General features: G+C 71.6%; 14 protein-coding genes. 10 read left to right on the forward strand and 4 right to left on the reverse strand.

Annotated features, from left to right (window positions below; all coding sequences use genetic code 11):
- Nucleotides 1-187: 187 nt before the first annotated feature.
- The 7 genes from ACFY6U_RS24930 to sbnA all read left to right on the forward strand — a co-directional run bounded on the left by ACFY6U_RS24930 (nucleotide 188) and on the right by sbnA (nucleotide 10,407).
- Nucleotides 188-628, forward strand: coding sequence for an ATP-binding protein (locus tag ACFY6U_RS24930; RefSeq protein WP_390041556.1), 441 nt, complete (start codon nucleotides 188-190; stop codon nucleotides 626-628).
- A gap of 77 nt (nucleotides 629-705) precedes the next feature.
- Nucleotides 706-984 carry a hypothetical protein gene (locus tag ACFY6U_RS24935; protein WP_390041558.1) on the forward strand — a complete coding sequence of 93 codons (279 nt, stop codon included), beginning with the start codon at nucleotides 706-708 and terminating at the stop codon, nucleotides 982-984.
- A gap of 321 nt (nucleotides 985-1,305) precedes the next feature.
- Nucleotides 1,306-3,882, forward strand: coding sequence for a Pls/PosA family non-ribosomal peptide synthetase (locus tag ACFY6U_RS24940; RefSeq protein ID WP_390041559.1), 2,577 nt, complete (start codon nucleotides 1,306-1,308; stop codon nucleotides 3,880-3,882).
- 13 nt (nucleotides 3,883-3,895) lie between these two features.
- Nucleotides 3,896-7,168 carry an amino acid adenylation domain-containing protein gene (locus tag ACFY6U_RS24945; protein WP_390041561.1) on the forward strand — a complete coding sequence of 1,091 codons (3,273 nt, stop codon included), beginning with the start codon at nucleotides 3,896-3,898 and terminating at the stop codon, nucleotides 7,166-7,168.
- Between the two features lie 39 nt (nucleotides 7,169-7,207).
- The gene (locus ACFY6U_RS24950; RefSeq protein WP_390041563.1) at nucleotides 7,208-8,212 is read left to right on the forward strand and encodes a TauD/TfdA family dioxygenase; all 1,005 of its coding nucleotides are present in this window, start codon (nucleotides 7,208-7,210) and stop codon (nucleotides 8,210-8,212) included.
- Nucleotides 8,209-9,279, forward strand: a complete 1,071-nt coding sequence (gene sbnB / locus ACFY6U_RS24955; protein WP_390041565.1) for a 2,3-diaminopropionate biosynthesis protein SbnB — start codon at nucleotides 8,209-8,211, stop codon at nucleotides 9,277-9,279. Before ACFY6U_RS24950 ends, sbnB begins: the two co-directional genes overlap by 4 nt.
- Nucleotides 9,280-9,315: 36 nt before the next feature.
- Nucleotides 9,316-10,407 carry a 2,3-diaminopropionate biosynthesis protein SbnA gene (gene sbnA, locus ACFY6U_RS24960; protein ID WP_390041567.1) on the forward strand — a complete coding sequence of 364 codons (1,092 nt, stop codon included), beginning with the start codon at nucleotides 9,316-9,318 and terminating at the stop codon, nucleotides 10,405-10,407.
- Between the two features lie 79 nt (nucleotides 10,408-10,486).
- Here sbnA and ACFY6U_RS24965 read toward each other — a convergent pair whose 3' ends face one another.
- Nucleotides 10,487-11,692: a cytochrome P450 gene (locus ACFY6U_RS24965; RefSeq protein ID WP_390041569.1), complete on the reverse strand. Its 1,206-nt coding sequence runs from the start codon at nucleotides 11,690-11,692 to the stop codon at nucleotides 10,487-10,489.
- Between the two features lie 127 nt (nucleotides 11,693-11,819).
- Between ACFY6U_RS24965 and ACFY6U_RS24970 the strand changes: the two genes are divergently transcribed.
- Nucleotides 11,820-12,335, forward strand: coding sequence for an adenylate kinase (locus tag ACFY6U_RS24970; protein WP_390041571.1), 516 nt, complete (start codon nucleotides 11,820-11,822; stop codon nucleotides 12,333-12,335).
- Between the two features lie 28 nt (nucleotides 12,336-12,363).
- Here the strand turns inward: ACFY6U_RS24970 and ACFY6U_RS24975 are convergent, their stop codons facing one another.
- Nucleotides 12,364-12,762, reverse strand: coding sequence for a VOC family protein (locus ACFY6U_RS24975; RefSeq protein WP_390041573.1), 399 nt, complete (start codon nucleotides 12,760-12,762; stop codon nucleotides 12,364-12,366).
- 92 nt (nucleotides 12,763-12,854) lie between these two features.
- Between ACFY6U_RS24975 and ACFY6U_RS24980 the strand changes: the two genes are divergently transcribed.
- Nucleotides 12,855-13,844 carry a helix-turn-helix transcriptional regulator gene (locus ACFY6U_RS24980; protein WP_390041575.1) on the forward strand — a complete coding sequence of 330 codons (990 nt, stop codon included), beginning with the start codon at nucleotides 12,855-12,857 and terminating at the stop codon, nucleotides 13,842-13,844.
- A gap of 54 nt (nucleotides 13,845-13,898) precedes the next feature.
- On the opposite strand, the gene ACFY6U_RS24985 is transcribed toward ACFY6U_RS24980, so the two are convergent.
- Nucleotides 13,899-14,327 carry a VOC family protein gene (locus ACFY6U_RS24985; protein WP_390041577.1) on the reverse strand — a complete coding sequence of 143 codons (429 nt, stop codon included), beginning with the start codon at nucleotides 14,325-14,327 and terminating at the stop codon, nucleotides 13,899-13,901.
- Between the two features lie 46 nt (nucleotides 14,328-14,373).
- Nucleotides 14,374-15,861, reverse strand: coding sequence for an FGGY-family carbohydrate kinase (locus tag ACFY6U_RS24990; protein WP_390041579.1), 1,488 nt, complete (start codon nucleotides 15,859-15,861; stop codon nucleotides 14,374-14,376).
- A gap of 363 nt (nucleotides 15,862-16,224) precedes the next feature.
- On the opposite strand from ACFY6U_RS24990, the gene ACFY6U_RS24995 reads away from it, so the two are divergent.
- Complete coding sequence (locus ACFY6U_RS24995) at nucleotides 16,225-18,987, forward strand: lectin (protein WP_390041581.1); 2,763 nt, start codon at nucleotides 16,225-16,227, stop codon at nucleotides 18,985-18,987.
- The last annotated feature ends 135 nt before the right edge of the window (nucleotides 18,988-19,122 follow it).

The following is a 19,122-nucleotide window of genomic DNA, read 5'->3' on the forward strand; positions in this document are numbered from 1 at the left end:
AATTATCAGGGAGTCGGTTGCAGCATGAACTCGCATGCGCGCATGATTACTTGAGTAAATCGCGGTCACGATCACGGGCGATGTCCCGCTTCCCGTGCGGCCGTTGCCCCGTCGTGCCCGCTCTGCCGCTCTACTCCGCCCGTTCTGCCTGCTCTCAGCCGCGCCCGCCTTACGGAAGGCAGCCATCGTGTCCCCCCACGCGACCTCCCCCCGCGACCTGTTAGACGTAGACGCGCCCGACCGTGCGCACTGGATCGAGTTGCCCTCGCACCGCTCCAGCGTCAGAGTCGCCCGCCGCTCCGTGAGAGCCCGGCTCACCGAGTGGGGACTCTCCCGCGAGTTGTGCGAGGACGCGGTGCTGCTGGTGTCCGAGCTGGCCACCAATGCCGTCATCCACACGCTGAGCGTGCGGATCCTGTGCGGCATGGGGCTCGTCGCCGACGGGTGTCTGCGGCTCGAGGTCCACGACCACGACTACTCCGGCCACGGACTGCCCCGGCGCGATCCCGGCCCCGACGACGAGGGTGGCAGGGGGCTGCTGCTCGTCGAGCAGCTCGCCGACTCCTGGGGCGTCGACCGGTCGCGGCTCACCAGCGGTCACGCGGTGTGGGCGATACTGACGGCCTGACGGGGGGTCAACAGGGCGTCGACGGTTCGGAGTTGCCGATTTCGTGCGGGTGTACGGGCCCGCATATGATCTTGGCCGTGACTGTGCAGAACTCTGACAAAACGCCTTCCCGTAAGCAGCGGCTCCAGGAGAAGCAGCGCCGCCAGCTGGCCGTCGTCGACACCGTGGACAAGGCCGAGGTCAAGGTCCGCAAGGCGGAAGCCGAACTGGCCGTGGCCGTCGCCGAGGCGGTGCAGGTGTTCGGTGACGAGCGTGCCGCCTCCGAGGGGCTCGACATGCCCGTGGAGGCCGTACGCCGCTTCGTCGGCATCGCGGCACACGAGACCGCCGCGGCGGCGGACGGTGCCGACGGCTGACACGAGCTGATGATCCGTGCCCCGCGCCGCCGGTGAGGACTCCCGCCGGCGCGGCACGGATCCGCGTAGGACCACCGCACGCCACGGCCCCATGCCTCGGCCGATGCCGGTACCCGCGACGGGGGCTGCCGGCCGGGGGGCCGCCGTTCGGGTGATTCGCCCGCTCCCCTTCCGGGCGTGAAACCAAGGGAATGCAGGCCTGGCAGCTCATGCCGGGCGCTCGTTCATGCCTGTGGGACAAGTGGCAGGTAATGCTCTTATCCGGACAAACTGAATCCGCCGGTTCGTGATCAGGAACATCCACGTTCTCCAGGAGATCGCATGGTGGAACAGTCCTCCGAGGTCGTTTCGGAGCCGGATGAACCTGCCGTCGCCCCGACCGGCAGCGGCCCCAGGGCGGCGGAGACCGAGCGGAGGCTCGCGCAGGCACTGGCCGACCTCCTCGACGCCGAGACCGTCCCGGTCGACGGCCACTTCTTCACCGACCTCGGCGCCAACTCCCTGGTCATGGCCCAGTTCTGCGCACGAATACGCAAGGCCGCCGACCTTCCGTCGCCGTCCATGCGGGACATCTACCGGCACCCCACGATCCAGAGCCTGGCGGCGGCACTCGGCCAGACCGCCGCCCCCGCCGATCCGGTGCCCGCCCCGCAGCCGCCCGAGCCGTCGCCGGCACCGGGCCCGCGCACCGGCCGGTGGAACCATCTGGTCTGCGGCACCCTCCAGTTGCTGGTCTTCCTGGGCTACTCCCTGGTCTCCGGATTCGTCACCGCCGCGGGATACGAGTGGATCGCCGCCGGCAAGGGGCTGGCCGACATCTATCTGCGGTCGCTGCTCTTCGGAAGCGGCGCGTTCGTGGCGCTGTGCGCCTTCCCCGTCGTCGCGAAATGGCTGCTCGTCGGCCGCTGGCGCCCCCGCGAGTTCCCCGTCTGGGGCCTGACGTATCTGCGGTTCTGGGTCGTCAAGGCGCTGCTGCACGCCAACCCGATGGTCTTCCTCACCGGAACCCCGTTGTACGTGCTGTACCTGCGGGCCCTCGGCGCACGGATCGGCAAGGGCGTAACGATCCTCTCCCACTCCGTCCCCGTCTGCACCGACCTGCTGACCGTCGGGGCCGGCACGGTGATCCGCAAGGACTCCTTCTTCCTCGGCTACCGGGCCTGCGCCGGACGGATCCAGACCGGCCGCATCACCCTCGGCACGAACGCCTTCGTCGGCGAGAAGACCGTCCTGGACATCGACACCTCCGTCGGCCACGGCGCCCAGCTCGGCCACTCCTCGGCCCTGCACAGCGGTCAGGCGGTCCCGGACGGCGAGCGCTGGCACGGATCCCCCGCGGAGCCCACCCGGACCGACTACGTCCGGATCGCCCCGGCACGCTGCGGCACCCTGCGCCGCGCCTGGTTCGGCCTCGGCACACTGCTTCAGCTGCTCCTCCTGTACGTCCCGCTGGCCATCGGCGGCGTCTACATGTTCTTCACCGAGGTACCGGCGATCGGCAAGCGGCTCGACCCGGTCACGGTCGCGCTCGGCTGGTCGGAACTCCTCTCCGACGCCCTGCTGCTCTCCGCCGTGCTCTTCTTCGGGTTCCTCGTCCTGGGACTCGCGGCCCTGTGCACCCTGCCGCGCCTGGTGGGCCTCGTGGTCAAGCCCGACAGGGTCTACCCGCTCTACGGATTCCACTACGCGCTGCAGCGGACCACGGCCCGCATGACGAACATCAAGTTCTTCGCCTGGCTCTTCGGCGACAGCTCCTACATCGTGGGCTACCTCCGCGGCATCGGATACGACCTGTCACGGGTCGAGCAGACCGGGTCGAACTTCGGCACGGAAGTGCAGCACGAGACACCGCTGCTGGTCAGCGTCGGCAGCGGGACCATGGTGGCCGACGGCCTCTCCGTCCTCAACGCGGACTTCTCCAGCACGTCCTTCCGGCTGTCCCGGGCCTCGATCGGGGCGCACAGCTTCCTGGGCAACAACATCGCCTACCCGGCGGGCGCCAGAACCGGGGAGAACTGCCTGCTCGCGACGAAGGTGATGGTTCCCCTCGACGGCGAAGTCCGGGAAGGCGTGGGGCTCCTCGGCTCACCCTGTTTCGAGATCCCCCGCTCGGTGGACCGCGACGCCGGCTTCGACCACCTCCGCACCGGCGAGACGTTCCGCCGCCGGCTGGCCGCGAAGAACCGCTACAACCTCCGCTCCATGGCGCTCATGCTGTTCGTGCGCTGGCTGCACGCCTTCGCGCTCACCCTGTTCGGACTCGCCTCCGTGGACCTGTACGGCGTGGTCGGCCAGGTGGTGATCGCCGGCTACCTGGCGTTCACCCTCGCCTTCTCCGCCGCCTACTTCATCCTGGTGGAGCGCTGCCTCGCCTCGTTCTGCGCGCTGCGCCCCCGGCTGTGCTCCATCTACGACCCGTACTTCTGGTGGCACGAACGGCTGTGGAAGGTGCCGGACCACTTCCTCAACATCTTCAACGGGACCCCGTTCAAGAGCCTGGTCTGGCGGCTGCTGGGGGTGCACATCGGCCGCCGGGTGTTCGACGACGGCTGCTACCTCACCGAGCGGACCCTCGCCACCATCGGCGACGACTGCACCCTCAACGCCGGCAGCAAGATCCAGTGCCACTCGCAGGAGGACGGCACCTTCAAGTCCGACGTCACCACGCTCGGCGCCGGCTGCACGCTGGGCGTCGCCGCGCATGTGCACTACGGCGTGACCATGGGCGACGGCGCGGTGCTCGAACCCGACTCCTTCCTCATGAAAGGCGAGGAAGTGCCCCCGAACGCCCGGTGGGGCGGCAACCCCGCGGTGGACATGCCGGACAGCGGCAGCCGGTCCGGTGGCGCAGCCCGGGTCACGACACCAGCCGACGCCACCACGGCGACCTTGAGCTGAGGAAGGGCATCCGATGGGAACGCGCGTGGAGACGGACCGGGAGTTCTGGACCCGGACACTGACCGCCGGCGGTGCCACCGCCGTGCCCCGCTGGGTCCGGGAACCGGTGCCGGGAACGGCCGGGCACGAGACACCGCTGCCGGACGACGTGACACGGGCGGTGCGTGAGCTGGCCGCGCGGCAGGGCCTGTCGTTCGGCACCGTGTTGCTGGCCGCCCACCTCAAGGTGCTGGCCGCGCTCTCCGGCGAGCCGGAAGTGGTCACGGGCCACGCCACCGGCCCGGGCGGCGCACCGCTGCCGTGCCGGGTGGCCGTCCCCTCCGGAAGCTGGGCGGCCCTGCTCGCGGCCGCCGCGCAGGCCGAGGCGGAGGTGCTCGCACACCGCGACCACCCGGTGGCCGCGCTGCGGCGCGAACTCGGGCTGACGGAGCCGCCGTACGAGGTGGTCTGCGGTCCCCTCGGCGCCGCGGAGACCCACGCCGACCACGGCGTCCTGCACGTGCGCTGGTCCGACCGGGACGACCGGCCGACGCTGCGTCTGCGGTACCGCACGGACGTCCTGGACGCCGAGGCCGCCGCCCGCATCGGCGGCTACCACCTGACCGCGCTGCGGCTGCTGACGGCGGACCCCGACGCCGACCACACCCGGCAGAGCCTGCTCTCGGCCGAGGAACGGCACGAGCAGCTGGAAGGCCTGGCCGGTCCGCACCGCCCGCTGCCGGACGCCCGCGCGCACGAACTGTTCGAGCAGCGGGTGCGGTCGCATCCGCAGGCCGTGGCGGCCGTGCACGGCACGCGGGAGTGGACGTACGACGAGCTCAACCGGCGCGCCAACAGGCTGGCGCGCGCCCTGCTGGCCCGGGGCCTGGGCCGGGAGGACGTGGTCGCCGTCGTCTCCGAGCGCACCCTCGACTGGCTGGCGGCGGTGCTGGCCGTGTTCAAGGCGGGCGGCGTGTACCTGCCGATCGAGCCGCACTTCCCGGCCGGCCGCATCGAGGCCACCCTGTCCCGGGCCGGATGCCGGATCGCCCTGGCCGAGCCCGGCAGCACCGGCACCCTCGACGGGGCGCTGGCCGCCCTGCCGGACGTCGTGCAGCTGCCCTTCGACACGGCGTACGCCGAGCCGCACGCCGACGACGACCCCGGGATCCGCGTCGACGCCGGTCAACTCGCCTACATCTACTTCACCTCCGGCTCCACCGGCGAGCCCAAGGGCGCGATGTGCGAGCACGCGGGCCTGCTCAACCACCTCCACGCCAAGATCGACGACCTGGAGATCGGCGAGGGGACCGTGGTCGCGCAGACCGCCCCGCAGTGCTTCGACATCTCCCTGTGGCAGCTCGTCGCCCCGCTGCTGGCGGGCGGGCGGACCCTGCTGGTCGAGCAGGACGTGATCACGGACGTGGCACGGTTCACCGACACCCTGGAGCGCGGCCGGGTCGGCGTGGCCCAGCTCGTGCCGTCGTACCTGGAGGTCGTGGTCTCCTACCTGGAGCAGCACCCGCGCACCCTGCCCGACCTGCGGTACGTGTCGGTGACCGGCGAGGCGCTGAAACGCGAACTGGTCCAGCGCTGGCTGGCGGTCCAGCCGGCCATCGGCCTGCTCAACGCCTACGGACTGACCGAGACGTCCGACGACACCAACCACGAACTCCTCCGGGAGGTGCCCGACCGGGTTCTGCTCGGGCGGGCCGTCAACAACGTCCGCGTCCACGTCGTCGACGAGCACCTGGCCCTGGTACCGCTGGGCGCCCCGGGACTGATCGCCTTCTCCGGCGTCTGCGTGGGCCGCGGCTACGTCAACGACCCCGAGCGCACCCGGGAGGCGTACCGCACCGACCCGTACCGGCCGGGCGAACGCCTCTACCTGGGCGGTGACTGGGGGCGCTGGCACCCCGGCGGCAAGCTGGAGTTCCTCGGCCGCCGGGACAGCCAGGTCAAGATCCGCGGGTTCCGGATCGAGATCGGCGAGATCGAGAACTGCCTGCTGCGGGTGGCCGGTGTACGGGACGGCGCGGTCGTCGTCGCCGAACGGAACGGCGGCGGCAAGCAGCTCATCGCCTTCTACTCCGGCACCCGGCAGCGGCCGGAGGCCCTGCGCGACGCGCTCGGCGCGAGGCTGCCCGCCTACATGGTCCCCTCGGCCTGCCACTGGCAGGACAGCCTTCCGCTGACCGCCAACGGCAAGATCGACAAGAAGGCCCTGACCAAGCTGGCCGAGACCACGCCGGCCGGCGACGTCCACCGGGCGTCCGGTGGCACGGAGCGGGCGGCCGCGGGCCGGCTCGACGCGACCGAGCGGAGAGTGGCCGCCGCCTGGGCCGAACTGCTGGGAGTGCCCGTGGAGCAGGTCAGCCGCACCGACCACTTCTTCGACTCCGGCGGCACCTCCCTGACCGCGGTCAAGCTCAGCCTCGCCCTCGACCGGGCGGTGTCCCTCAAGGACATCACCCGGCATCCGGTCCTCGCCGACCTGGCCGCCCTCCTCGACGGCCCGGCCCGGCAGCGCCAGGAGCTGCTGCTGACCCTGGCGGACGGGAGCGGCACCCCCGAGTGCGCGCTGGTCTGCTTCCCGTACGCGGGCGGCAACGCGGTCAACTACCAGCCGATGGCGAGCGCCCTGGCGGGCAGCGGCCTCACGGTCCTCGCCGTGGACCTGCCCGGCCACAACCTGGCCGCACCCCCGGAGCCGTTCGCGCCCGTCGAGGAGGTGGCTGAGCAGGTCGCCGCCGAGATCACGGCACGCGGCCTGACCCGGGTCATGCTCTGGGGCCACTCCTCGGGAACCGCACCGGCCGTCGAGACGGCCAGGCGGCTCCAGCAGCGGGGCGTCCACGTGGAACGGCTCTTCCTCGGCGCACAACTGCTCGGCACCGCCACCGAACGGCACACCGCCGTCACCGAACTGGCGCACCTGGGCGACACCGAGATCGCGACGCGCCTGGCCGCGGACGGCGGCCACCCCGAACTCGCCGAGCTGAACCCGCAGCACGCCGCCCACATCGCCGCCGCCTACCGGCACGACTGCGCCGCGGCCCACCGCTACTTCGGCACGGTCCTGCAAGCCCCGCCGGCCGTCAAGCTGTCCGCCCCGGTCTCGGTGGTCGTCGCCGCCGACGACCCGCACACGGCCGGGCACGCCCGGCACCACCGGGACTGGCTGCTCCTCGCCGACCGCGTCGAGCTGCACGAACTCGCCGACGGCGGCCACCACTTCCTGCGCACCCGCCCCGCCGAGACCGCGCAGGCCGTCCTGACCACCGTCCTCCCCCTCGCCTCCTCCTGACCCGTCACACCCCAGGCGGTCGACCGAAAGGAACCCGAGATGCCGTTCTCCTCCCTGGCATCACCGCTCGACGTGGAGCTGCGGCCGGACAAGCCGGCGCTGCTGCGCGTGGATCCCCCCGACGACCCGCCGAAGTGGGCGGCCGAGCACCGCGAGGCGTTGCGCGCCCAGGTCACCGAGCACGGGGCACTGGTCGTCCGCGGCCTCGGACTCCGCGACACCGGCCAGGCCGGTGCCGTCTTCGAACGCCTGGCCGGGGAACTCATGACGGAGCGGGAGGCCTTCGCCCCCCGTGAGACCCACCGTCCCGGCGTGTACGCGTCCACGCCCTGGCCGGCCAACCAGCCCATGTGCATGCACCACGAGCTGAGTTACCAGCTCCAGGTGCCCGGCCTGATGCTCTTCGCCTGCCTCACCGCTCCCGAGCAGGGCGGGGCGACGGCGGTGGCCGACGCCGAGGAGGTGCTGCGGGCCCTGCCCGGCGGGCTCGTCGAACGGTTCGAGCGGGAGGGCTGGATCCTGACCCGCACCTACAACGACGAGATCGGCGCGAGCCTCACGGAGTCCTTCGGCACCGGCGACCGCGCCGGGATCGAGCGCTACTGCCGGGCCAACGCCATCGACTTCACCTGGCAGCCCGACGGCATCCTGCGCACCGAACAGCGCCGCAACGCCGTCGTCCGGCACCCGCTCACCGGCCGGCGCTGCTGGTTCAACCAGATCGCCTTCCTCAACGAGTGGACCCTCGCACCCGAGGTGCGCGAGTACCTGGTGGACGTCTACGGCGCGGACGGACTGCCGTTCAACACCCGCCACGGCGACGGCACCCCGATCGGCGAGGACGTCGTCCAGCTGATCAACCGCACCTACGAGGCGCACACCCGGCGCGAGCCCTGGCAGCAGGGCGACCTGCTGCTCGTGGACAACATCCGCACCGCGCACAGCCGGGAGGCGTTCACCGGCGAGCGGCAGGTGCTGGTCGGCATGGGCGAACCCCTGCGGCCGGCCGAGGACTGCCCGGCGACGGAGGCGAGCGAGCGATGACCGACACCCTGTCGACCACCAGCCGGTCCGCCACACCCGGGCGGCCCGCCGTCCCGACCTTCGCGGTCGTCACCGGCGAGCAGGTGCACCAGGCGCTGAGCGGGCGCGAGAAACAGCTCACGGAGCTGGTCGAGACCGTCTACCGGCTGCACGACGCGGGCGACTCGGTCAACCCGCCGTCGTACTTCCTGCGCTTCACCGACCGGCCGACCTCGCGGATCATCGCGCTGCCGGCCTCCCTCGGCGGCTCCGTCCACGTGGACGGCCTGAAGTGGGTCTCCAGCTTCCCGGAGAACGTGAGCAGCGGGCTGCCGCGGGCGTCCGCGGTGCTCATCCTCAACGACCAGGAGACGGGCTACCCGTTCGCCTGCCTGGAGAGCTCGATCATCAGCGCCACCAGGACCGCGGCCTCCGCCGCCCTGGCCGCCGACTGGCTCAGCCGCAACCGCGCCCGCCCCACCCGGGTCGGCTTCTTCGGCACCGGCCTGATCGCCCGCTACATCCACACCTTCCTGGCCGGCACCGGCTGGGACTTCGACGAGATCGGCGTGCACGACCTGTCCGCCGACAGCGCCGGCGGCTTCCGCGGCTACCTGGAACAGACCGGCACCGGGGCGCGGATCACCGTCCACGAACACGCCGAGGACCTGGTCCGCGGCAGCGACCTGGTGGTCTTCGCCACCATCGCCGGCCGGCCCCATGTCACGGACCCGGCCTGGTTCACCCACAACCCGCTGGTCCTGCACGTGTCCCTGCGCGACCTCGCCCCCGAGGTCCTGCTGGGAGCGGCCAACTTCGTCGACGACGTCGACCACTGCCTCAAGGCCGACACGTCACCCCATCTCGTCGAACAGCTCACCGGGAACCGTGACTTCCTCAACGGGACCCTCGGCGACGTCATGGCCGGCCGGGCCGCCCCACCGCCCGACCGTACCGTGATCTTCTCGCCCTTCGGACTCGGCGTCCTCGACCTCGCCGTCGGCAAGTACGTCTACGACGAGGTGTCCCGGGCCGGGGACCTCTGTCTCATCGATGACTTCTTCCACGAACTGCGCCGCTACGGCTGAGGCCGTCGTCCTCGGCCCGGCACCAGGAGGCCCGCCGTGCCTGTCATCTCCGCTCCCTACGCCTTCAACGAGGGCGATCTCTACGTCGACCTGGAGTCGATCTGCGGACACCCGCTCTACCTGAAGTGCGAGGCCTTCAACTTCGCCGGATCCATCAAGCTGAAGGCCGCCAACGAGATGGTGGAGAACGCCGAACGGGACGGAATCCTGAAAGCGGACTCCGTCCTCGTCGAGTCCTCTTCCGGCAATCTCGGCGTCGCGCTCAGCATGATCGCCGCGAGCAAGGGTTACCGGTTCCTGTGTGTGACGGACTCCCGTTGCAACCTGTCGACCAGGCTCCTGATGGAGGCGCTCGGCAGCGAGGTGCACATCGTGGCCGACCAGGACTCCAATGGCGGGTTCCTGGGCACGCGGATCGAGTACGTCCGCTCGCTGTGCGCGTCGGACGACCGGTACGTGTGGCTCAGCCAGTACACCAACGCGGGCAACTGGACGGCGCACTACCGCACCACCGCCCCGGAGATCGCCCGCCGGTTCCCCGAACTGGACGTGCTGTTCGTCGGGGCGGGCACCACCGGAACCCTCATGGGCTGCGCCCGCTACTTCAGCGAGTGGCACCGGCCGGTGCGGATCGTCGCGGTGGACGCGGCGGGCTCGGTGGCGTTCGGCGGCGAGCCGGGCCGCCGGATGATCCCGGGCCTCGGCATGAGCATGCGGCCGCCGCTGCTCGACGAGTCCTTCGTGGACGAGGTGATCCGGGTGGAGGAGCCGGACACCATCCGGATGTGCCACCGCATGGCCCGGCACGGCTTCCTCTTCGGAGGCTCCACCGGGACCGTGGTCAGCGGCGCGACGGACTGGCTGACCCGGCACGACGCCGGTGACCTCACCGCGGTCGCCGTCGCACCGGACCTCGGCGAGCGCTACCTGGACACCATCTACCAGACCAACTGGCTGCATGACCTGTACGGCGACCAGGTGCTGGCCACCGGGGACGGCGACCGGGTGCCCGGCACCGGGGACGGCGACCAGGTACTCGACGCCGGGGACACCCCGCCGCCGAAGTCCCTGCCCCGGGAGCCCAAGTCCGCCTCCCGCGCACCGGCCCGACGGCGCAGCAGCACCTGACGGCGGTTCACGCCGGAGCGCGGCCCCCCGGAGACGCCTACGCGGCGGCATCCGGGGGGCCGCGTGTCCGCCGGGCCTCTCAGTAGCGCACGGGCAGGGCGCGCAGCCCGCGGGTGCGCATCGACGGACGCCAGTCCAACCGCTCGACGGGGACGTCGATTTCGAGGCGGGGGAAGCGTTCGAGGAGCGCGCCGAGGGCGATCTCGGTCTCCAACCGGGCCAGCGGCGCGCCCAGGCAGTAGTGGATGCCGTGCCCGAGGGCCAGGTGCCCGGTGGCGTCGCGGCCGAGGTCGAGCCGGTCGGGCTCGGGGAAGCGGCGCGGGTCGCGGTGGGCCGCCGCCAGGGACAGCAGCACCGTCTCGCCCGCCGGGACGGTGACCCCGCCGATGGTGACGTCCTCGGTCGGGAAACGGCGGATGGCGAGCGGCGCGGGCCCGTCGTAGCGGGCCAGTTCCTCCACGGCCGGCCCGATCCGGTCCGGATCCGCGCGCAGCGCGGCCAGCTGCCCGGGGTTCCGCAGCAGCGCCAGCGTGGCGTTGCCGATCAGATGGACGGTGTTCTCGTACCCGGCGAACAGGATGAGGAAGGCCAGCGACATCAACTCGTCCTCGCTGAGCCGGTCCTCCTCGTCCCGTACGGCGATCATGGCGGAGAGCAGGTCGTCGGCGGGCTCGGCCCGCTTGCCGGCGAGCAGCCGGGCGAAGAAGGCCAGCAGCGCCCCGACGGCCTCCTTCGCCCGCTCGGGCCGGGCCGGGTCCGGGACCACGAGGGCGTCGGTCCAGGCCCGGAAGTCCGGCCGGTCCTGCTCGGCGACGCCCAGCAGTTCGCAGATCACGGCGATGGGCAGCGGCGCCGCGTAGGCGGCGATCAGATCGGTACGGCCGAGGGGCGCCATGGCGTCGAGCAGCGCGTCGGCGGTCCGCCGGACGGGTTCGCGCAGCAGGGCGACACGGCGGGGCGTGAACGCCCGGGACACCAGGCGCCGGACACGGGTGTGGTCCGGCGGGTCCATGTTCAGCAGGTTGGCGTCGAGCGCGGGCGGCAGCGCGAGCCCGCGGTAGCCACCGGGCTTGGCGTTCGCCTTGTCGAGGGAGAGCCGCGGGTCCGCCAGGGCCTGCCGCACGTCCTCGTACCGCGTCACCAGCCAGGCCGGCAGCCCGTCGGTGCCGGCGACCCGGTGCACGGGCCCGGCCTCCCGCAGCCGGGTGTACCCGGCGTACGGGTCGGCGAGCAGCTCCGCGGGGTCAACGGCGGCCGGAGTGGGGGGTGTTGTACTGGCGTCCATGCCCCAACCCTAGACAGTGCGGGCAGCGGCGGCGGCCGGTCACCCGTACCGCACCCGGGGGAGCGCGCGGCAGCCGTGCCCGGAGCCGGCCCGGCGGACGAGGTCGCCCGCGGGACAGGGTGCACCGGTGGAACGGATCCTGGTGGTGGGGGTCACGGGCGCGGGCAAGTCCACCCTCGCCCGCACCTTGAGCGGCCGGCTGGGCCTGCCCTACCACGAGATGGACGCCATGTACTTCAGCGGCCCGGGCCGGGCCGTCAACGGCGAACTGGCCGAGGACGTCGCACGGCTCACCGCCGGGCCTCGCCGGATCATCGACTCGCCAGGCTATCCGGAAGTCCGTGACCTGCTGTGGGACCGGGCCGACACCGTGGTCTGGCTGGACCGTCCCAGACGCGTCGTCATGCCTCGCGTGCTGCGCCGGTCCGTCCGGCGCACCGTCACACGCGAGGCACTCTTCGGCGGCAACAGGGAGACCTGGTCGGGGTGGCTGAGCCGGGAACACCCGGCCTGGTGGGCCTGGTCGCAACACGCTCGAAGCCGCGAGATCGGCCGCCGGGTCGGCGATCCCCGCTTCGCCCCTCTCCACACCCACCGCTTCGCGTCCCCCGACGACACGGCCGCCTGGCTGGCATCCCTCTGAGGCCACGGTCGCCGCGTCGGGCGATGCGTCAGCGCCCGAACTTCGCGCGGGCCGCCGGGGGCACGGGGGTGAAGAAGTTGACGAGGTTGCCGTCAGGATCGCGGAACAGCAGCGAGCGGTTGCCCCAGGGCATCGTGGTGGGCTCGGTGACGAAGTCGGTGACGAAGCCCTTCAGGTTCCGGTGGACGTGGTCCACGTCGTCGACGAGGAACTCGGTGATCACGCTGTGGTTCTCCGCCGGGCGGGCGGAGCCCGGGGCGAACAGCGGGACGGTACGGGTACCGGCGATCGCGAGGGTCGCGCCGGCCGTCCTCAGTTCGGCGAAGTCCTCGGTGGCCCACGTCGCCCGTGCCCCGGTGGCGCGCTCGTAGAACTCGACGAGGCGCGCCACGTCGCCGGTGATGATGCGGATCGAGACGAAGTCCATGGGTTCTCCTTGGCTGTGCTGAACGCGTGCACCGCAGAGGCTAGGAGAAATAGCGGACAGAATCGGTCCGGTATTCGCGTTAGATTGTGTCCATGTCCCGACCCGCAGGCCGCGTGCTGACCCTCCTGGAGCTGCTTCAGTCGGGCGGCACCCGGACCGTGGCCGAACTCGCCGACCGGCTCGGCGTCGAAGGGCGTACCGTGCGGCGGTACGTGGACCAGCTGATCGACCTGGACGTGCCGGTGGAATCGGTGCGCGGCCGCTACGGCGGGTACCGGCTCGCCCCCGGGTACCGGCTGCCCCCGCTCATGCTCGGCGACGACGAGGCGCTGGCCGTGCTGCTCGGCCTGGTCGCCGGCCGCCGGGCCGGACTGACGACGACGGAGCTGACGGCGAGCGAGACGGCATCGGCGAAGATCCGGCGGGTGCTGCCCAAGCACCTCGCCCGTCGGCTCGACACCCTGCTGGAGGCCCTCGCCTTCACGGACCGGCCCGGCGAGTTCGACACCCCGGACGCCGGGGTCCTGCTCACCCTCGCCGATGCCGTACGCCACCGCCGGCCGGTCTCCATCCGCTACACCGACCGCGACGGACGGCCAAGCGAGCGCACGCTGCACGCGTACGGGATCGTCGCCCATGCGGGCCGGTGGTACGTCACGGGCAGGGACGCCGGGATCGGTGAGGACCGGACCTTCCGGCTCGACCGCATCGCGGACGCGCGGACCCTGCCCGGCTCCTTCGAGGCGCCCGCGGGTCCCGGTCCGGCAGAGCGCGTGCTGTCGGGGTTCGCCGCGGCCGGGTACCGGCACGAGGTGACCTTGCGGATCCACGGGACGGCCGAGCAGATCCGGGCCCGTCTTCCCGCCGGCGTCGCGACCCTGGAGGAGTACGAGCCGACGGCGGGCCGCGATCCGGCGGCCGAACGCTGGCTGCGCGTCGGGCTGCGGGCGGAGCGGCTCGACTGGCTGCCTCCGGTACTCGCCGCACTGGACCGGCCGTTCGTCATCGAGCGCCCCGACGAACTGCGTCACCTCGTCGCCGCCCTCGCCGACCGGCTCGCGTCCTACGCCCGCCGGTCCTGACGGCGAGCGAGCCGGTACCGGGCCGAGTACGGCCCACCGCGTCCCGGAGCACGCTCAGTCGATGCAGAACTCGTTGCCCTCGATGTCCAGCATCGGGATGCACGCGTCGTTGCCGTCGTACAGCGTCTGCACGTGTACCGCACCGAGCGGGACCAGCCGCGCGCATTCGGCCTCCAGCGCGGCGAGGCGCTCCTCGCCCACGAGGCCGGTGCCGACCCGCACGTCCAGATGCACCCGGTTCTTGACGGCCTTTCCTTCGGGGACGCGCTGGAAGTACAGACGCGGGCCTGCTCCTGAGGGATCTGTGCAGGCGAACCACGAGTCCCGCTGCTCAGCCGGCTGCGCACGCTGGTACTCGTCCCAGGTGGCGAACCCCGCCGGTGGCGGCGGTACGACGTACCCCAGCACCTCGCACCAGAAGCGGGCGAGACGCTCGGGTTCCGCGCAGTCGAAGGTGACCTGGAACTCCTTGATCGCTGACATCGGCGCACCATAGCAGGCGGACTCCGCCCCTGAACGCCCCGCGGCGTCACGGGGTTTCCCTCCCGACGCCGGTGACCTGGTCGCGGGCCAGGGCGTGGGTGACCGCGGTGGTGCTCTCGTACAGGTCCCGGTACTGGGTGAACCGGCGGTCGTAGACGTCCGCGGTGGCGGGATCGGGCCGGACCACCGATGCCGGCGGGTTCCAGGCCGTGATGTCCGGTCGGCCGATCAGCCCGGCGGCGAGGAAGGCGGCTCCGTAGCAGGCGCCGACGGTGGTGCGGGCGACGATCTGTTCGAGGCCGGTGACATCGCTGACGATCCGGGGCCACAGCCCGCCCCGGGTGCCGCCGCCGACCGCGACGATCCGCCGGATGTCGGCACCGGCCGCGAGCATCGTCTCGACGTTGTGCCGGACACCGTAGGCGGTGGCCTCCAGCGCCGCCCGCATCAGGTCGCCGCGGGTGTGACCCAGCGTCAGGCCCGCGATCACCCCCCGCGCGTCGGGGTCCATGAGGGGTGTGCGTTCCCCGGCGAAGTAGGGCAGCATCACCAGGCCGTTGGCACCCGGGGGCGCGGCGGCCGCCTCGTCGAACAGCTCGCCGGGGCCGATGTCGCCGCAGAGGTGCCCCAGCCAGTCGGTGACGGCTCCGGAGGTGGCCATGCCGCCGGCCAGGCAGCGGGTGCCGGGCAGGGCACCGACCGTGGACCACATCGACGGGCTGGTCACCAGCCTGTCGACCGTGTTCACCAGGAACATCGTGGTGCCGTACATCAGCATCAGGTCACCGACGCCGTGGCCGCCGACGCTGACGGCCTCGCTCCAGGCGTCGATCGTCCCCACGACGACCGGCGTCCCGGCCGGGATGCCCGCGACGGGCGTGCGCACCCGGCCGGCCTCGTCGCCCGGCCAGCGCAGCGGCGGGAGTTCGATGCCGGGCGCGATGTGCTCGGCCCACTCGGGGATCCAGCGCTGTGCGTGGATGTCGAACAACGGGGTGCACTGGCTGGCGGAATGCAGGTCCAGCACGTAGGCGCCGGTCAGCCGGTGCGCGAGCCACGAAGCGGGCATGAGCAGGCGGCGGGCGCGTGCCCACGCCGCGGGCTCCCGCTCGCGGATCCAGGCGAGCTTCGGCCCGACGGCCTGGGACGACAGCGCCGAACCGCACCTGCCGAAGACCGTGTCCGGTCCCAACTCCCTGTTCAGCCGCGTGATCTGCTCCTCGGCGCGGGTGTCCACGCCGTACAGCACCGCCGGCCGCACCGGTTCTCCCGCGTCGTCGACCAGCAGGGTGCACGGGCCCATGCCGCTGACTCCGACGGCCCGGACGGCGATGTCGGCGCGGTCCAGCAGTTCGGCCGCGATCGAGACGAACTCGTCCCACCACACCCGTGCGTCCATCTCGACGTGCCCCGGCCGCGGACGGTCGACCGCGTGCCCGCGTACGGCCTCGCCCAGGACGCGGCCGGCGGCGTCCACCACCACGCCCTTGGTACTGGAAGTGCCGACGTCCACTCCGAGGACGACGTCGATCATGCGCTGCCTCCTTCGGCGCCGGATGTGCCACCGTAGCCTGCCGCTCCGCGGTGATGCCGTCCGCGACCCGCACGCCGGCCCCTCGGCTCACGTCGCACTCAACGGACCGCTGTGCAGCAGTCGTTGACATGCTCCTGCCTTGTGGCTAGCTTCACGAACAGTTCCCGCTGTGCTCCTGGGGCGCTCGCAGCCCAGGGATCCATCGAAGCGTTCGTCTCTCAGGCACCTCGTCTCCACGGTTGGACAACGTTGTCAGCCTTCGGTGATCAAGCCGTCCCGGCGCGTCGTTCATCACCCGGGGTCGCGCTCCGCCGCGACGACAACGTTGTCGGACCTCCACTCCCGAGTAGAGGAGCAAACCCCGTGATCACACGACTGTCGAGACCTCCCGGAACCATGGCGGTCGGTCTCCTCGCGGCCGCGGCGCTCGCCGCGGCCGGGCTGTGCACGCCGGCGTGGGCGGCCGGGAAGGCCGCGCTCGTCACCGCGCCGGCGACCCTGGTCAATCCGTTCATCGGCACGTCGAACCAGGCCGACGACTTCCCGGGGGCCGACGTCCCGTTCGGCATGGTGCAGTGGAGCCCGGACACGCCGTCACGACCCGACGGCGGGGGCTACGAGTACAACGACTCGTCGATCACCGGTTTCAGCCTGACCCACATCGCCGGACCCGGCTGCGGCGCGGCCGGTGACATACCGGTGCTGCCCACGGTGGGAGCCGTGAACACCGGTGCCACGGACGCGTTCTCGCACGCCAACGAGTCGGCCTCCGCCGGGTCGTACAAGGTCGCGCTCAACAACCAGGTGACCACCGAGCTGACCACCACGACGCGCAGCGGCATGGCCCGCTTCACCTTCCCCTCGACCAGCCAGGCCAACCTGGTCTTCAAGTTGACGGGCAGCCAGAACGGCGCCACCTCGACCCAGTTCACCAAGGTGTCGAACACGGAGGTGAGCGGGCAGGTCACCAGCGGCCACTTCTGCGGCGCGGGCAACACCTACACCGTGTACTTCGACATGGTCTTCGACCAGCCGTTCGTCTCGCAGGGCAGTTCGCTCGCCAAGGCGTCGGCCACCACGTCTCCGGCAACGGGCGGGGCGTCGAAGAACGCCGCCGAGACGCCCAACAAGCCGGTCCTGCACGGCAATTCGGCGAAGTCCGCCAAGGACGGCGCCGCCCCCGACGCCGCGGCCTCGAACGGCTACGTCACCTTCAACACCACGAGCAACCCGGTCGTGCAGGCCAAGGTCGGCATCTCCTACGTGTCGGTCGCGGGCGCGGCCGCCAACCGGACCGCGGAGAACACCGGCTGGGACTTCGACGCGACCCGCACCGCGGCGCAGAACGCGTGGAACAGCACGCTCGGCAAGGTGCAGATCGCCGGCGGGACGGCCGCACAGCAGCAGAGCTTCTACACGGCGCTCTACCACTCGCTGCTGCACCCGAACGTGATCAGCGACAGCAACGGCCAGTACTACGGCTTCGACGGGAAGACGCACACCGTGGACGCCGGTCACAGCGCGGTGTACGCGAACTACTCCGGCTGGGACATCTACCGCTCGCAGGCCCAGCTCGAAGCCCTCGTCGCGCCCCAGGCCGCCTCGGACACCGCGCAGTCGATGGTCGACGACTACACCCAGACCGGGATCTTCCCCAAGTGGTCGGAGAACAACGGGGAGTCGTACGTCATGGTCGGTGACCCGGCGGACGCCGTCCTCGCCGACTACTACGCCTTCGGCGCCCGGAACTTCGACACCACGACCGCCCTGGCCGACATGGTCAGGCAGGCGAGCACCACCAACAACGACCGGCCCGGACTCGCCTACCTGAACTCGCCGGGATACATGCCGCACGACGGCAGCTACGGCTGCTGCAACTTCTACGGTCCGGTGGCCACCACCCTGGAGTACGACACCGCCGACTTCGCGGTCTCCGCGATGGCCGGAGCGCTCGGCGACACCGCGAACCAGAAGACCTACGCCAACCGCGCGCAGGACTGGCGCAACGTGCTCAACCCCGCCTCCGGCTTCGTGGAACCCCGTAACGCCGGGGGGTCGTGGACGGGCGGCTTCGACCCCACCAGCGGCACCGACATGGTCGAGGCCGACTCGTGGATCTACACCGGGATGGTGCCCTTCGACATCGGTGGCCTGGCGCACGCCAAGGGCGGCAACACGGCGATGAACCACTACCTGGACACCGTGCTGCGCAGCTACACCGGCGCAAGCGGCTACGCCTGGGTCGGCAACGAGCCGAGCATCGAGCTCCCGTGGGAGTACGACTACACCGGGCAGCCCTACAAGACGCAGGGCACGGTGCGGGCGATCCAGGACCAGATCTGGTCGAACACCCCGGGCGGCCTGGCCGACGGCAACGACGACCTCGGCGCGATGAGCGCCTGGTACGTGTGGTCGGCGCTCGGCATGTTCCCCGAGACGCCCGGAACCTCCGACCTCGCCCTCGGCTCACCGCTGTTCACGCAGGCCGTGGTCACCCTTCCCTCCGGCAAGTCGCTGACGATCAACGGCAACGGCGCCGCCGACAACGCCCCGTACGTCCAGTCCGCGGCGTGGAACGGCACGGCGTGGAACAACGCCTACGCCCCCACCACGGCGATCACGGCAGGCGGCACACTGGACTTCACCCTGGGCACCGGCGCCGACACGTCGTGGGCGACCGCGGCCACGGCGGCACCGCCCTCCTACCCGGGGGACACCACCGCACCGGCCTCGCCGCGGATCGGTCCGCTCGACTCGGCGGTGACCTCGAACCTGTGCGCGGACGTCGCGTCCTCCGGTACCTCCGACGGCACCCACGTCCAGATCTGGGGCTGTGACAGCACGTACGCCCAGGACTGGATCGTCGCGGGCGACGGAACGATCCGGTCCCTCGGCAAGTGCCTGGACGCCGATCACAGCGGGACCACCAACGGCACGCTGATCCAGCTGTGGACGTGCAACGGCACCGGCGCCCAGCAGTGGACCGCGGGCGCCAACGGGTCGCTGGTCAACCCCGAGTCGAAGCTGTGTCTCGACGACCCCAACTCCTCGACGACGAACGGCACCCAGCTGCAGCTCTACACCTGCAACGGCACGGCTGCCCAGAACTGGAAACTGCCGAGCTGAGCCGAACAGCGGGGAGCCGGCCGGGTGGTTGCACGCCCGGCCGGCTCGCGCGGAGTGCGCCCGAGGAGCGAAATCATGTCCGTCCTGAACCGTCGGTTCACCGAAAGACGACCCAGAGTTCATCACCGGCCTACA

Source organism: Streptomyces sp. NPDC013157 (genome assembly GCF_042899865.1).
In the GTDB taxonomy this organism is placed as follows: domain Bacteria; phylum Actinomycetota; class Actinomycetes; order Streptomycetales; family Streptomycetaceae; genus Streptomyces.

Coding starts and splice junctions, on each gene's coding strand:
- ACFY6U_RS24940 (WP_390041559.1), top strand. CDS start 1,306: ATGGTGGAACAGTCCTCCGAGGTCGTTTCGGAGCCGGATGAACCTGCC.
- ACFY6U_RS24945 (WP_390041561.1), top strand. CDS start 3,896: ATGGGAACGCGCGTGGAGACGGACCGGGAGTTCTGGACCCGGACACTG.
- ACFY6U_RS24950 (WP_390041563.1), top strand. CDS start 7,208: ATGCCGTTCTCCTCCCTGGCATCACCGCTCGACGTGGAGCTGCGGCCG.
- sbnB (WP_390041565.1), top strand. CDS start 8,209: ATGACCGACACCCTGTCGACCACCAGCCGGTCCGCCACACCCGGGCGG.
- ACFY6U_RS24965 (WP_390041569.1), bottom strand. CDS start 11,692: ATGGACGCCAGTACAACACCCCCCACTCCGGCCGCCGTTGACCCCGCG.
- ACFY6U_RS24975 (WP_390041573.1), bottom strand. CDS start 12,762: ATGGACTTCGTCTCGATCCGCATCATCACCGGCGACGTGGCGCGCCTC.
- ACFY6U_RS24980 (WP_390041575.1), top strand. CDS start 12,855: ATGTCCCGACCCGCAGGCCGCGTGCTGACCCTCCTGGAGCTGCTTCAG.
- ACFY6U_RS24985 (WP_390041577.1), bottom strand. CDS start 14,327: ATGTCAGCGATCAAGGAGTTCCAGGTCACCTTCGACTGCGCGGAACCC.
- ACFY6U_RS24990 (WP_390041579.1), bottom strand. CDS start 15,861: ATGATCGACGTCGTCCTCGGAGTGGACGTCGGCACTTCCAGTACCAAG.